Annotated in this window: 12 protein-coding genes; 2 read left to right on the top strand and 10 right to left on the bottom strand. The window is 53.6% G+C overall.

Features of this window, described 5'->3' with window-relative positions; genetic code table 11:
• Positions 1-126 precede the first annotated feature (126 nt).
• Positions 127-348: a hypothetical protein gene (locus BOSE62_RS16640; protein ID WP_089132038.1), complete on the bottom strand. Its 222-nt coding sequence runs from the start codon at positions 346-348 to the stop codon at positions 127-129.
• 338 nt (positions 349-686) lie between these two features.
• Here BOSE62_RS16640 and BOSE62_RS16635 point away from each other — a divergent pair, with 338 nt between their 5' ends.
• Entirely contained in the window at positions 687-932 is a 246-nt protein-coding gene (locus BOSE62_RS16635; protein ID WP_089132037.1) for a DUF6437 family protein, read from the top strand.
• A gap of 85 nt (positions 933-1,017) precedes the next feature.
• Here the strand turns inward: BOSE62_RS16635 and BOSE62_RS16630 are convergent, their stop codons facing one another.
• The 7 genes from BOSE62_RS16630 to BOSE62_RS16600 all read right to left on the bottom strand — a co-directional run bounded on the left by BOSE62_RS16630 (position 1,018) and on the right by BOSE62_RS16600 (position 6,028).
• Positions 1,018-1,407 carry a single-stranded DNA-binding protein gene (locus tag BOSE62_RS16630; protein ID WP_089132036.1) on the bottom strand — a complete coding sequence of 130 codons (390 nt, stop codon included), beginning with the start codon at positions 1,405-1,407 and terminating at the stop codon, positions 1,018-1,020.
• A gap of 391 nt (positions 1,408-1,798) precedes the next feature.
• Positions 1,799-2,158 carry a DUF6915 family protein gene (locus BOSE62_RS16625; RefSeq protein ID WP_089132035.1) on the bottom strand — a complete coding sequence of 120 codons (360 nt, stop codon included), beginning with the start codon at positions 2,156-2,158 and terminating at the stop codon, positions 1,799-1,801.
• The gene (locus BOSE62_RS16620) at positions 2,158-2,622 is read right to left on the bottom strand and encodes a DUF6878 family protein (RefSeq protein WP_089132034.1); all 465 of its coding nucleotides are present in this window, start codon (positions 2,620-2,622) and stop codon (positions 2,158-2,160) included. The genes BOSE62_RS16625 and BOSE62_RS16620 overlap by 1 nt, the downstream gene beginning before the upstream one ends.
• A 122-nt stretch (positions 2,623-2,744) precedes the next feature.
• Entirely contained in the window at positions 2,745-3,701 is a 957-nt protein-coding gene (locus tag BOSE62_RS16615) for a DUF2493 domain-containing protein (protein ID WP_089132033.1), read from the bottom strand.
• A gap of 243 nt (positions 3,702-3,944) precedes the next feature.
• Positions 3,945-4,682: an RES family NAD+ phosphorylase gene (locus BOSE62_RS16610; RefSeq protein WP_089132032.1), complete on the bottom strand. Its 738-nt coding sequence runs from the start codon at positions 4,680-4,682 to the stop codon at positions 3,945-3,947.
• Positions 4,654-5,031 (bottom strand): MbcA/ParS/Xre antitoxin family protein, encoded by a 378-nt coding sequence (locus BOSE62_RS16605; RefSeq protein ID WP_089134608.1) that lies wholly within the window; start codon positions 5,029-5,031, stop codon positions 4,654-4,656. Before BOSE62_RS16605 ends, BOSE62_RS16610 begins: the two co-directional genes overlap by 29 nt.
• Before the next feature lie 70 nt (positions 5,032-5,101).
• A complete protein-coding gene (locus BOSE62_RS16600; protein WP_089132031.1) occupies positions 5,102-6,028 on the bottom strand; it encodes an ArdC family protein in 927 nt (308 codons plus the stop codon).
• 130 nt (positions 6,029-6,158) lie between these two features.
• Here BOSE62_RS16600 and BOSE62_RS16595 point away from each other — a divergent pair, with 130 nt between their 5' ends.
• A complete protein-coding gene (locus tag BOSE62_RS16595) occupies positions 6,159-7,325 on the top strand; it encodes an ATP-binding protein (protein ID WP_089132030.1) in 1,167 nt (388 codons plus the stop codon).
• 90 nt (positions 7,326-7,415) lie between these two features.
• Here the strand turns inward: BOSE62_RS16595 and BOSE62_RS16590 are convergent, their stop codons facing one another.
• Together BOSE62_RS16590 and BOSE62_RS16585 are read right to left on the bottom strand one after the other, a co-directional pair.
• Positions 7,416-9,395: a ParB/RepB/Spo0J family partition protein gene (locus BOSE62_RS16590; RefSeq protein ID WP_089132029.1), complete on the bottom strand. Its 1,980-nt coding sequence runs from the start codon at positions 9,393-9,395 to the stop codon at positions 7,416-7,418.
• Positions 9,396-9,541: 146 nt separating this feature from the next.
• Complete coding sequence (locus BOSE62_RS16585; RefSeq protein WP_089132028.1) at positions 9,542-13,789, bottom strand: strawberry notch-like NTP hydrolase domain-containing protein; 4,248 nt, start codon at positions 13,787-13,789, stop codon at positions 9,542-9,544.
• Between the last annotated feature and the right edge of the window lie 54 nt (positions 13,790-13,843).

The following is a 13,843-nucleotide window of genomic DNA, read 5'->3' as shown; positions in this document are numbered from 1 at the left end:
AGAAAATGTCTTTCAGGCCGACGGTCGGGAGGCTAGGTTTGAAAGACATTTTCGGCGCTACCACTTTCTGAAGCGAACAAAAATAAAGGCAGAGACCGTTTCCGGCCCCTGCCCTGTGTGCCGTCCTTAGAATTCATCCAGCAGCGCCCCATGGACAGTATGGACAACCCGGTTCATTGCCCATGTCGGTAGCGCGTTATAATCTCCTTCATCCAGTGCTACATAACCCTGGTCGTCGTCCTCAACGACATGCTGATCAAAGAAGCTGTGTAGAGCCCTTCGTTCCGCTGTTTCTACTGCCGCAAAATAGCTTTGTGCATCAAATACCGTATCTATAACCTGTGTCATACTACCTCCTGAAATTTGTCAAAATGACGACAAGTCTCGTGATGCGTGGAGGGCTACCGGGTCACAGGACCGGCTGGAACAGGCGGCCGCGAAGCGGCGATGGGGGAAACGATTTTATCGTGTAAGGCGGCCCAGCCGCCGGAGCGGTAAAATGGTGGGGCCCCGTCGTCCTTTACGCGGTGGCCCTTCGCGCATCATACTTGGACTTCAAGTGAGCAACCCCTCCCCAAATTCGTATTCCACATCCAGATTACATTCGCAAAAATCATTTTCCTACAGGTGGGACAATATGCAATTACGGAGTTTCAAGGGGTCAACACTGAGAAAAAGGAAATCTCATGACCAGAAAAACAGGTGCGCTGGCAGCGCTCAAAAAGCTTGAAAGCGAACGCGCAAAACTCGACACAAAACAGCAGGAACTGGAGGCCAAGGCGGCAGCCGAACTAGGACGGATGTTTTTGGGAAGCGGCGTCGAAGCGTTTAGCGCGAAAAGCCTCAAGCGCATAGGAACTGCGCTTGGAAAAATGAATGAAGAACAGGCGCTGGCCATACTCAAAATTGGAGGTTCCAGTTTAGCGCGTTAACATCAACCTTCACGTACAAGAACATAAAAAAGGCCCCGCCGGGAAACCGGCGAGGCCTGATTGTTTGCAGGATGAAGATCAAGGATCATTCATCGATGTCGGGTGCATCCTTGTTATCCTGAGACGCACCACGGGTGAGAAAGTCCACCTTGTCGGCAAGGATTTCGCAGCCATAACGTTTGATTTTGTCGGCATCTTCCCACTGCGTATAATGCAGGCGCCCCTCGATCGAAACCATCTGGCCCTTGGTGCAATATTGGGCAACGTTTTTGCCCAGACCGTTGAAGCAAGTGATGCGGTGGAATTCTGCATCTTTGACCGTAAAGCCTTTTTCATCCTTGTAGGTTTTGCCTTCACTGTTGCGGGCGGGACGGTCGGTTACGACTGAAAGATTTGTAACCGTTGTGCCGCCGGTTGTTTCCCGGCTTTCTGGATCGCGAGTGACACGTCCAACCAAAACTACGATATTTGTCATTGTTATTCTCCTGATTTAATCTTCAAACCGGAACCATTCCGGCTTGCGAACTGACGAAAGAAACAGGGAGAAGCGGCATTGCACCGGGAGGCGCGTAGCGCCGAAGGGAAACCCGCTTTGTCCGGGTGGTGCGGGCAGCACCTGAAAGGTGCAACACGGCCGGTAACAAAGCTGGTTGCAATGTTGCTGACCTGGTTCAGGAAGGTTCGCGAAAAAGCCGATTTGGTCGCGGCTGATTTGGACTTCAGGAGACACTGACAAGCCTCGTATTGGATCCGTCAATCGCGGTTGATGCAAGAATGTTTAACGGCTGGCCTGATGGTCATATGTTGGGAACGCGCCCGCAACATTGGCAATACCTAGGACGGAACAGGCTGCTCGAGAACGAAGCTTACGCCGCCATATTCGCGTCAATGGCAACAAGTTTGGGTTGCTCCCGCATCATCCAGGTCTGTGGTTCGATCAGGCGCGCCCAATCCGCAAACGAGGGGATAGTTCCCAAATCTTCGATGACATGCTGTTCGCCGATCAGGCGGACTGGAACCTCGCGGCCATCGGCGTTAACAATGACCGTACCAAAGAGTGATTCCAGCATGAATATGCCTTCGGCATGATGCCGAAGCGCCCGGTGCCTCGGGTCCGCCAGTATTCCTTTCGATTTATCGAACCATTGATGTAGGGGCAGATAATCGCCTGCCTCGCCGCCCCATTTACGGACCGAAGAAAGCGCATGATAATGACAATGCGACATTATTCCTCTCCCCAAATTTCGGTTTCAAAATATTCGGTCGCACGGAGACTGCAGCACAGCGCCATTGTTCCTTCTTCGACCTCAATCCTAAAGAGGCCATAGGCCCCTTCATTGATTTCCCATCCCGGATGATGCACTTCCAGAGCATCATAAGCGACGGTTTCAAGTGCTTCCGACAGAGGCATGGATTTACGCATGATCATTGTTGAGCCGATCTCAAATGTTTCAATTGCGACTTTGGCATCGGACCAATCGACTGGCTTGTTATCGTTCGAATAGTACGTAGCAGCTTCCAGACAACCGCTGTCACCCATGCCATCATAGTTGAGTTCAACACTCGCGATATTTGCCTCTCGCAGCGCATCAAGAATAGCTGGCTTGTTGCGCTGAAAAGACTGGATCAAACGCGCGCTGCGGCTCTTCTGTTTGTCAAAATAGTCCGTCATCCATTCACTCGGTTCCATGATAAATACCTCCGGTTCTGTTTTAGCCGATCACACCGTGTGTCCGGTTCAGGGAAACCCGAGCCTCCTTTCCTCTTACTGAAGAAAGCCAGCACCGCGGCTGCGGCGCTGGCTCGGACAGCCTAGCTGCCTGTATCGGTTGGCTTTGTCTTGGGGCTGACGCCAAGAGGCCCGCGCCGATCAACGACCGTGATACGCCGTCTCTTGGCTTCGATGACGAGACGTTCCAATACGCCGCTCCCTGGAAAGGCAATGACATAGCGAGGTGCGAGGCCTAGCATCTGTTCGTTGCGTTTGAACCCAGCTCTTGCACCCAGATGGCGATCCAGTGAAAAGGTAAGTTGAGCAACGCCGCGACGCTCGGCCCAAGATGCAGCTAGACGGTCGGCACCCTTGCCATCGCCTCCGTGGACCAGCACCATGTCACCAACGGAATTATGCACTTTGTCGAGCGTGGCCCAGACGTTGTTTGCAAAGGCCTTCGCATCTTCGGTGCAATTCTGCTTGGTGCGGCCACCTGCAAAGATGATTGGCGTACCTTCGGGCATGAGCGCTTTGCGTCTGGACTGGCTGCGTGCTTGCAGAAAATCGCGGCCCTGAATGACGGCAGAGGTCAGCATCGCCCCATGATTGGCACGCGAACTGGAAACCGGCTTCCAGGAGCTATGTGTTTCATCGAGGTAGAGCGCTGCTGCAACTTCGCGCATTTCTTCAAAGGCGACCATAGAGGCTTCTGCCGCTTGCGCGCGTTCAATCTGCTCTTCCAGGTTACTGGTATGCACTTCTGATCCATCAGCAGATGCGATGAGTGCCCGGACCTCATCCGATGCACGGTCAAGCTGCTTTGATTTACGCTGCGCAGCGCGGTGGAAGAGATTGACGAAGCCCCATGCAAGATCTTCAGCGTCGGCTTCAAGCGCGGTATCGGTAAAGACAGCGAATAAATCCGACCAAACAGCTGCAAGTGTCTGCGAAATAGCATCCTGGGCTGGAAAATCCGATGATATAAATGGGGAATTGCTGATTGTGAGACCGGAAAGGTCAAGACCAGCAAGTTGCTGTTTGAATAAATTGTCCATGATGTTCTCCTGATATGCGGGAGATGTTCGGCACCTTGCCGCTTTATCCCGCAAGAGCCCGAAAGGACCGTCAGGGTGCATGGCGCACCGCCGACAGGCGGGGAACCTCGCGAGACAAGGCTGGCGCGGGCCACACGGGCCGCAGTCCTCGCGGGGTTGCGCCGCAGCCCTGATGGGCCAGGGCCTCTCTTGCGGGGAGAAAAAGCGGTCAGTAGTTACGTCTACAATTAGGAGATTATGGAATCAGTGTTGGGGCATGTTTGGTAGGCCGAAAATCTCCGGTTCAAAGGCATGACTTCCTCCGCCCGGAAAAGCCGCAATGGCGTTTAGTCGCCCCTGCTCGAACCGAAAATGCCAAGTCTGGCGATAATCCGGTGTCTTCCCGGCGAATATGGATGGATCAAATATGGCGCTATTATATCCAGCATCCGGATCACGCACCGAGACTGTGCGGATAAGCTGCGCATCTGCTTTGCGAGCCACATCAGCGAAATCCTGACAGGCTTTATAGTCATCCAGATGCGTCCAGTCTGATGCTTGCGCGTCAAATGGCGGCCTGGAAAGATCAACCGCGCGTGAGGTCGAAACGGCAACGGAAAAACTCAGATGCTCGCTGGTCCGGTTCCCAGGAACAAAACCCGGCGACCGGCTGAAAAAGCGCAATCGCCAATAGGCAGTCTCTGCAATCGCTGTGGCTTCGGCCTCACTGGCGTAGAAAATACCAGGACGCTCATTCGCGCGCCGGAACCGGCTTGGGCTTTTATGACCGTATCGAAAGGGTGAAGCGAGAAGATAGTGCAGACCTTGTGCAGACTTCGGAAGGTCAGGTTTTGCTACTTCGGCAAGCTCTTCAAGGCGTGCCTGATCTTCGAAGTTTTCTGCTAGACGATTGGTCGATATACGGTGCTGCGCTTCAACCACCCGCCAAACGGTTTTGCGGTAGCGGCGAAATTCAGACGCGAGCGCGGTGGGCGTCCACATAGTCACATACCGTCAAAAGTCCCTTGAAACTGTCGATGAGATCAATCGGCCGCGCTTCAAGATCAAGATTATGCGATGTCAGCCAGGATGTGGCTGCATCATCGTCACTGCCCATGAGCGCGTCCAGACTGCGGAACAGCCGCAGGAGAAACTGTCCGGCTTCAAAAGATTTGGAGGCAGGATCAAGAAATGTTTTTCCCGAACGAAGCCGGGAAATAGTTGCTTCCGATAGACCTAGTACCGCACTTAATTTGACATTGCTCAGGCTCCAGAATTCTGCAATTCTACCAATTGCAGAACTTAGCAACCTATCATCGCTTCGTTCTATTTTGAGTGCCCGTTCAGTCATTTTCATTTCTTTCTAATGAATGTATTTTACAATAATCTTTCATTTGCAAGATTGCAAGTTTTTTGCTCAATCATGCGGCATCGGATAATTCACCAGGCTCTTGTTGCACATAACCGCCAAGGCTCAACAGCAGATTTGACGCCTCTTCCGCGCGCGCCGCCGCTGTTAGTATAGCGCGATCATCTGTTTTGAGCAGCTTTAGCCAACTGGCGATATAGCTTGCATGATTATCCAGATGTCCGACCGGAAGGCCAAGCTCCGCGCCCAATATGGCACTGGAAAGCTCTGCGACCAGCTCCTCGGCGGCATAAGCAGCACTGCCAAAACGGTTCTTGAGATCACGATTCAGGCGCGACTTATGGCCTGACCAGTGACCAAGTTCATGAGAAAGGGTCGCACAAAATTGGTCATAGCCATCAAACAGACTGATGGGCGGCATCGTAATACGGTCAGCTACCGGTTCATAGTAGGCGCTGCTGCCATGCTCGCGGATATTGGCACCGATATCCCCAAAGAACTGGTCGAGCTTTTCCGTTCGTCCCTCCGGTTCGATATCCAATACTTCAGCCTTGGGATGGTAGCGTTCGGGCAGACCGTCGCATTGATCGGCATTGAATATAGCATAGGATTTGAGCACGCGACGGGTTTCCTCCTGCGCTTCACCATGATCCGCAGCTTCGATTTCTTTGGTATAGCTTTTGTAGAATATGGCGATGGACGATTTTTCGCCCTTGCGAACCTGACCGCCAAGCGATGCGCATTGCCGGTAAGTCATCCAGTAAGGAGAATTAAAGCCACTTTCCTGAGCCATCATCCAGAGCCAGAATACATTCATTCCGCGATAGGGCGTACCGCAACTGCGCAAGGGCCGTGAGACTGGAAGTCCTCTCCAAGGCTGTATCCAGGGTTTTGTTCCAACTTCCAGTTTTTCAATGATGGTTGCTGTAATTCGCGCTGCGGGCGATATTTTGGGGGATTGGCTTTGTTTCCGGGGCATGTGTTTTCTCCTGAATATCTCCAGCGAAATTACTGGATCAGACAGGCCCAAGCCCCCTATCCTCTCTCATTCGGAAGTCAGGCTCTCAATATATCTTGCAATTCTGGAACTCTACTCCATAAATACAAGGATGATTGACCGCCGAATTCACGATATTTTGCTTGAAAGACTGGCTGAAAGCCCCGCAGTTGCCTTGCTGGGGCCGCGTCAGGTGGGTAAAACGACTCTAGCGCAGGAAATTGGTGAAAGCGGTCCTTCCCTCTATCTCGATCTGGAATCGGATGCTGACCGATCCCGAATTAGAGAACCGGAGCTTTATCTTGGTAACCATGAAGACAAGCTTGTAATCCTCGATGAAGTTCACCGTGTTCCGGACCTTTTCCAGAACTTGCGCGGATTGATTGACAAAGGTCGTAAAAAGGGAAGGAGAACGGGCCGGTTCCTCCTGTTAGGATCAGCATCTCTGGACCTGATGCGCCAGTCGGGCGAAAGTCTGGCGGGCCGCATCTCCTATCTGGAAATGCGGCCACTTGACCCTCTTGAAATCGATTCAGGTGACTTGAATGAACTTTGGGTAAGGGGTGGATTCCCGGACAGTTACCTTGCCAAAAGCAATCAGACGAGCATGCGCTGGCGCAGGGATTTTATCCGCAGCTATCTGGAGCGGGACATCCCGCAATTGGGGCCGAGAATTGCCGCTGAAACACTCAGACGTTTCTGGGTCATGCTCGCACATCATCAGTCCGGCCTATTAAACGCTGCCGATTTCGCAAGATCACTGGGGGTCGATGGAAAGACGGTTGCCTCCTATCTTGACTTGATGGTTGATCTGTTGCTCGTTCGTCGTCTTGAACCCTGGCACAATAATACCGGCAAAAGACTGGTCAAATCTCCGCGTGTTTATGTACGTGATAGCGGCATTGTTCACGCGCTACTGGGCATAGACAATCTCGAAGCCCTGCTTGGCCATCCGGTCGCCGGAGCCAGCTGGGAAGGATTTGTCATCGAAAGCCTGATCGCTGCCGCACCTGAAGCTACGCTGGCTAATTTTTACAGGACATCGGCAGGAGCAGAAATCGATCTCCTTCTGACGCTGCCCACAGGCAAACGGTGGGCGATTGAGATCAAGCGAAGCTTGACGCCAAAATTGGAAAGAGGCTTTTATAATGCCTGCGATGACATACAGCCGGACCGGAAGCTTGTGATATATCCAGGTTCCGAAAGCTATCCCCATTCTGAGGACATTGAAATTGCATCACTCCCGGAAGTTGCCGGTCAACTGGCCGCGATCCGGTAACCGCCTACTGCCATGATTTTGATGAAAAGAAGCGGCTTGCCTTAAAAAGGCAAGCCGCTTCAGCCAGAAGACCACCTGTCAGGAGGAGGATCAGGCAGCCTTGTCGGCTATCTCTGGAATATCTTCTGATGCGCCGGCTTCCGAAGCTTCATCTTCCAAAACTTCATCAGCCGCAGACAAATCAGCAAAGCGCATCGCATCGGGAACCCACCGCGCAGCAGCTTGTTTGACTTCAGCCTCAGCAATGAAGTTTCCGGAGAAGATACGCTCGGCCGTTGCTGCAAGATCGGCCTTTTTGGATGCGCCGTAGCGGTTTGAAAGTTCCAGACCGCCAACCTCTTGCATGCCGCCAAGCGTTTTGGCCTTGGGTACACGGTCAAAATAATTGGCCGCAGTCGGACGCCACCAAGCCGCCATATCGATTTCCAAGATACCGCCCAGATAATCGTGCAGTGAGACTTGCCGGTCGCCTTCAACATTCAGGCTTGCAACGAGCGTTCGCGACACGACATGGCCGAGCCAGGCGCTGCGCGCGTCATCGCTTAGCTCCCGAAATGCCATGAAACGCTCAACATCGGTGGTGCCTGCTTTCCAGCTTTCATCCAGAGACCCGCGCAATTCCGCCAATGCTGCACTTGCTGGTGCGTCCTTTGCCTCAAAATTATGCGCCGGACCATGTGCTACGGGGCCCTTGAGCGTCGATGCCTCCTGAGCCTGCCAATCATGACTTTCAGCGTCAGCAAGCGTGAAGATCATAAAGTCGAGCGCGAGCGCCGGATCGCTTGCCACATGAAGCGACAAAATATCGCGCCTCTGCATCGCCAGTTCATCGACCAGTCGTTTGGAAAGAGCTGCACGCTTGGGTTTGGCGGGCTCGCCTTCCTCGACCAGTTCGACGCCTTCATCTTCGATAGGGGCATCAACCTTGTCCGTATAATATTGCGGAACCAATGTCGGTACTCCGTCATTGCCAAGCGCCAGAAAAGCGCCCGCTTCGCTGCGAAGCACGTCGGCCAGAATTGGCTTGCGATTGTTGAGCGCGCGCATTTCCTGTTCGATTTCCGACACGCGTTTCTCGGCTGCGAACACATCATCTTCGCTACTGTCCTCATTTTCGAGTATGACGGCTTCACCATCATATTCGATTTCCAATTCAGACAGACGCGCGATTGCTTCATCGCTAAGCGGTTCAAACTCTGTAGGAAGCCGGTTCAAGCCCTCGACGAGATCATGCGAGACATAACAGTCGAGCGTTGGCTTTACCCAGGCAAGACCATACTGGTCTTTGACCTCATCGGCCCGCCATTCCATTTTCTCAGCGGCGAGACGTTCAAGAAGAGCAACGTCAACCCAGCTTTCACTGTCATCATCATCGAAGAGTTCCCGGTCGATTTTGCCGCCTGCCTCAAGATAAGCATCGCGTCCGACCAGAACGGCACGGGGATCGCTAGCCCGGACACAGGCGTCCAGAACCATGCGCCGGATGCTGTCGGAATTTACGCTGTAATATCCTCCCGACACTTCCTCGAATATCTGTGCCTGGCGTTCGACATCCGAGGTTGCGCCGTAAGCTTTCGCAATATCAAGCGTGATGTCGCCGCTTGCCAAAGCCTCAAAAACCACTGGTGCGAGCTTGGCGAGCCGCAAACGCCCTTCGACAAAGCGAACCGTCTGACCAAAGCGAATGGCGACGTCTTCAACACTGGCGCCATCGTTCACAATATCTTGAAACGCTTCGGCTTCATCGGCAGGGTTGAGTTTTACGCGTTGGAAATTCTCGGCCAGACTGATTTCGCGGATCTCATGTGCTTCGCCGTTTTTAACGAGGCATGTAATCGGCTCGTTTTTCTTAATCGCCTTGTCCTTGGCAAGAGCCTTCAACTGTTTGAGACGCCGGCCACCTGCCGTGACCTCAAATTTGCCCCGAGCAATCGCGTTAACGACCAGATTTTGTAACAATCCACGCGCTGCAATGTCCGCCTTCAGCCATGCATCGGTTGCGGGATCAGACCGCTTGCGGACATTTTTCTTGGATTCAACGAGCTTGTTGAGTGGAATAGATTTGAACATTTTATAACTCCTGAAGAAACGAACCAACGATTTTCTGCGACCATCGCCAAAACCGGGTTCAAAAGAGCCAAGCCTCCTCCCCTCTCATTGCTAGGGATCACGCGTTCGCTTTCTGGTGGTTTGAAATTGGGGGAGAGCGGCAGCACTTAGGTCGCCAGTTTTTCCAGTATCTGCGCTGCTTCATTGACCGGCACGAATAGACGCGTGCGGTAGCGGATAATCTCGGTGAAACAGCCTTTGGATTTATACCAGTTGAGACGCTCGGCTGAAAAGCCCGTCAGTTCCAGTCGCTGGCTGCCATTGACCAGTGAGCGTTTGGCCATAAGGTCATCATGGCATTGAACTGAAAACGGCTTGCCGCTTTGCATCACCATTTCCGCAATCCGGGAGGGATTGATTGTCTGATCAAGATCGAGACCAAAGGCCCGTGCGAGATCAGCCATATCGAGTTCGGAAATTTCGCGGCCAATGATCGAACACCCGTCGCTCGCAGCAATACGGGTGACACGGACAAACTCTCCTGGAATTTTATTCCAAACTGGCAGTAGCAATCCGGTGGCAAGATGAACGCGTTCATGGGCCGTTTCGGACGCCGCTTGTTCTTCCTCCTCCAACCAGCCTTTTCGAAAGATTTTGAAATCAACCCGCTCCCAGAGACTTTCCGACAAAGCTTCGAGTGTCCAGTTTACCGTTTTTAGCGGCCTGATCAGCCGGCGACGTTCGATCGTCTCTCCCTCATCGGTGATCATACGCCGGGTCGGAACAGAAAGGGCGACACCCCCGGAGCGCGCATTGCGTAATAATTGAACTTGCGGCAGGCTGAAATCGTAAAGCTTGTAAAGCCGCTTGAAGCGAAGCGGTTTGAGCGGGCGCTGTGTTTTCAACGTCACAAGATGCGTGGTTGCCCCAGAGACGCTGTCCGTTCGGAGCAGCTTGTCCGACATAATTTCAAATGTATCAACCGCAATCGTTTCAACGCCGAGATCCAAGGTTCCCGCTTCGCGCGCTGCTTCCACGCGGGCTTCAATCAGCGAGAGATATTCATCAAATATTGCATTCTGCAAAGCGATGGGCAGCGCGAGTATCCGGTTTAGCCAGCGCTGGATGGTTGGCAGTTTTTCAGCCAGATCACCATCGGGTGTTTCAAGCTTAAGGCCCGTGACATCCTGAAAACGGTCCAGTGATACGGCATCCAATTTACCTGCATAGAGCAGGTGGAACCAGCTAGTGAGCGCGTCGCGAGCATATTCGCTTTCAAGATTATCAGCCGGATTAAACAGGTTTTGCCCGCCGGTCTGCCTTTGGCCGCGGGTCAATGCGCCAAGGCTATCGAGCCGCCGGGCGATCGTGGAGATAAACCGCCGTTCGCCTTTGACGTCAGTGGTTACGGGCCGAAAGAGCGGCGCGGATGCCTGGTTGGTGCGGTTGGTGCGGCCAAGTCCTTGTATGGCATTGTCTGCCCGCCATCCCGGTTCGAGAAGGAAATGCACGCGGCGCTGCTGGTTTTGTACGTCCAGATCGGCATGATAGGACCGGCCTGTCCCGCCCGCATCAGAAAATACCAGCACGCGCTTCTCGCCGTCCATGAAACTCTGAGCTTCGACTAAATTCGACCGCGCCGTACGGCGTTCAAGGCGTTGACGTCCGTCGCTGCCATTGACAAGCCTGCGGGTCCGGCCCGTCACTTCGGCAACATGGTCTGTTCCAAAACGTTCGATTACCGCATCAAGCGCCGCCCAAATGGGCGGAAGCGCACAAAGCTTTTCGATCATCGCGTCTCTCGCCTGAACGGCGCGCGGGCAAAGCACCGGATGGCCTTCAGAAGTGGACATAGGCTCTGATCGCAAGTTGCCGTCATCATCGCGGAACACCTGCATCAAACGGACCGGAAAACTTTTGGCCAGATAATCAATCACATATTCGCGCGGCGACAGGTCGATATCGAGCTGTTCGCGTTCTTCGGCGCTGAGATCGGCAAGTCTGCGGTTGAGCATGGCCTCGGCGGTCGAGACAAGCTGCACAACGGCGGAATGTCTGTCTTCCAATGCCTGTTCGATCGCTGGGAGCAGGCTGGGAAGTTTCATCGATAGCAGCAGCTGCGCGAAGAAACGCTGCTTGGTTCCCTCGAATATCGAAAGCGCCGCTGCTTTTGCATTTCGGTTAAGCGTATCGCCGCTATCCTCATCAACGATCCGCGTAGCTTCGAGGGCCGCCTCGAGATTTTTGTGAATAATCGCCCAAGCCTCGGCATAACTATCGTAGACCGATATCTGCTCTGTGGTAAGTTCATGCTCGAGAAGTTCATATTCAACGCCCGCAAAGGACAAGGCGCGGGCCAGATAAAGCCCTTGGGATTTAAGATCGCGCACGACCAGTTCCATCGCAGATATGCCGCCGGCGCGGATATCGCATAGAAACTTATCATAATTTGGAAAGGCGGTTTCCGGCCCCCAGAGCCCAAGGCGCGCCGCATAGCCAAGATTTGCAATATCGGATGCACCGGTTGCCGATGCATATATTATCCGCGCTCGGGGCAAAAGATTTTGGAGCCGCAGACCAGCGATGCCTTGCTCCGATCCTCTGACCTTGCCTCGGCTTCCTGTTCCTCCCAGTGCATTCGCCATTGCATGGGCTTCGTCAAAAGCGATGACGCCGTCAAATTCGTCCCCTGCCCATTCCAATATTTGAGCGAGCCTTGTCGTATCCATCCGGCCCGAACGCAGCGTTGGATAAGTGACGAATAAAATCCCGCCTGACATTGAAACCGACCTTCCCAGTTTCCAACTCGAAAGCGACTGGATATCGAGCGGCAGGCCGCCAAGGGCTGACCAGTCCCGGCGGGCGTCCTCGAGCAAGGTTTCGTTCTTGGTGACCCAGATATGGCGGCAATGGCCCTGCAGCCATCTGTCCATGATAACGCTGGCAATCTCACGACCCTTGCCCGCTCCGGTACCGTCTCCGAGAAAGAAGCCCGTACGGTAGCGAAAACCCTCTTCGGACGGTTCCAGCCCGGAGCCTTCGTTGATTGGCCTGTAAGTTCCGGGCAAATCGCGGGCGAAGGCATTCACTGCATAAATAAGCGTTTCGCACTGGGCATCGGAAAGTAGCTGTTTCTCCCGCCAGTCAGCTGGAACCACCGGCTGGTGCTGCGGGATTGGTGCAGCAACAGACCCCATCGCCACCGATTCCACCAGCGGTGTCGGGTGAACAGGAGCATTTTCGATTGTTATCCGGCTTGGCCGGTAGGCTAGATAAATGCCTTTTTGCTCCGGCGTTGGTGCCGCATCGTCGAGAACTTCAAAGATGAGCTTTTCGAATATTTGCATGTCTGGTGAGGATTTTGAAACTTGCGCGACCGGGCGTTTGGAACGGTAGCTCGACACAAGCGCGAGTGGGTTTGCTTTGGGTCTGGAAGTTTGCGCAGTGGATTTTGAGGCGGCGCGCTCGGGCAAAGCGCAGCAGGCGTCGTACAAACCCTCAAAATCAGCGATGTCGATTGGCGCTGCGCATTGTTCGGCAGCAATTTTGTCGATGACAACAAGACGCACGGTGATGCCGGTTCCCCGGCGTGTAAAAGATCGTATGATGCGCACATCAAGGCGCAGTGCACATGGTGCCGGTTCGCTTTTGGCAAATTTGGCGGCGCTGAATCCCTCGGGCATGATCGCCACAAGCCGGCCGCCAACTGCCATACGCCGCCATGCAGAACGCAAGTGCCGCAGAGCCGAGCGACCATCTTTTCCGCGTTCGGCGCTACACGCAAATGGCGGGTTCATAAGCACGAGATTTGGATTGTGGCGGGATGGAAGCAACTCATTGATCAGCTCGCCATCGTGTGAGGAGAGCACAGCGCCCGGAAACAGCTCGCTTAGACAAGCACTACGCAGGTCATCAATCTCATTGAGGATCAGCTTCGCGCCGACAAGATGCGGCCAAATGGCGAGAATTCCCGTTCCGGCAGATGGCTCGAGCACGATATCGTCGCGCGAAATGCCCGCTGCCAAAGCCATCGCCCAGGCAAGCCGGGTAGGGGTCGAAAATTGCTGGAGGGCAATCTGGTCATCATGCCGGTTATGTTGTGGCGGAAGAACTTGCTCAAGGGCCATGAAGCATTTGTCGACTTCAGCAAAATCGGAATTGAGTGAAATACCGGAATGTTCGCGAAGCCATATTAGCTCTGCCAGCTCGATGGCACAGCCAGTCATTTTTACCGACCAGCCATCGGTCGCATCGCTGCTTCCGGTGAGGGTTTCGAAAATAGCGTTGATGTCTTTTCGTGTGACTTGGGAACCTGTTCCGAGGCGACCTGTTATTTCCTGAGCGGCCTTGATTATTATTTCGCTGGCCAGATCCTGTGTATCGTCAAGTTGCAACTGTGCGTTTTGTAGAGTCATGATGGTTTTCCTCCGTTAGGCACGGACAGACCTCAGACGGCCATCTCGTGCATA

The organism is Sphingorhabdus sp. 109, from assembly GCF_902506555.1.
Lineage (GTDB): Bacteria > Pseudomonadota > Alphaproteobacteria > Sphingomonadales > Sphingomonadaceae > Parasphingorhabdus.
Note: the sequence above shows the minus strand (reverse complement) of the source record. Positions and strands in the feature narration are given on the sequence as shown.

Excerpts from the sequence above, each read along its gene's own strand:
- BOSE62_RS16610 (WP_089132032.1), bottom strand. The coding sequence starts at position 4,682 with ATGTGGACGCCCACCGCGCTCGCGTCTGAATTTCGCCGCTACCGCAAA.
- BOSE62_RS16635 (WP_089132037.1), top strand. The coding sequence starts at position 687 with ATGACCAGAAAAACAGGTGCGCTGGCAGCGCTCAAAAAGCTTGAAAGC.
- BOSE62_RS16640 (WP_089132038.1), bottom strand. The coding sequence starts at position 348 with ATGACACAGGTTATAGATACGGTATTTGATGCACAAAGCTATTTTGCG.
- BOSE62_RS16630 (WP_089132036.1), bottom strand. The coding sequence starts at position 1,407 with ATGACAAATATCGTAGTTTTGGTTGGACGTGTCACTCGCGATCCAGAA.
- BOSE62_RS16600 (WP_089132031.1), bottom strand. The coding sequence starts at position 6,028 with ATGCCCCGGAAACAAAGCCAATCCCCCAAAATATCGCCCGCAGCGCGA.
- BOSE62_RS16615 (WP_089132033.1), bottom strand. The coding sequence starts at position 3,701 with ATGGACAATTTATTCAAACAGCAACTTGCTGGTCTTGACCTTTCCGGT.
- BOSE62_RS16585 (WP_089132028.1), bottom strand. The coding sequence starts at position 13,789 with ATGACTCTACAAAACGCACAGTTGCAACTTGACGATACACAGGATCTG.
- BOSE62_RS16625 (WP_089132035.1), bottom strand. The coding sequence starts at position 2,158 with ATGTCGCATTGTCATTATCATGCGCTTTCTTCGGTCCGTAAATGGGGC.
- BOSE62_RS16595 (WP_089132030.1), top strand. The coding sequence starts at position 6,159 with ATGATTGACCGCCGAATTCACGATATTTTGCTTGAAAGACTGGCTGAA.
- BOSE62_RS16590 (WP_089132029.1), bottom strand. The coding sequence starts at position 9,395 with ATGTTCAAATCTATTCCACTCAACAAGCTCGTTGAATCCAAGAAAAAT.
- BOSE62_RS16620 (WP_089132034.1), bottom strand. The coding sequence starts at position 2,622 with ATGGAACCGAGTGAATGGATGACGGACTATTTTGACAAACAGAAGAGC.
- BOSE62_RS16605 (WP_089134608.1), bottom strand. The coding sequence starts at position 5,031 with ATGACTGAACGGGCACTCAAAATAGAACGAAGCGATGATAGGTTGCTA.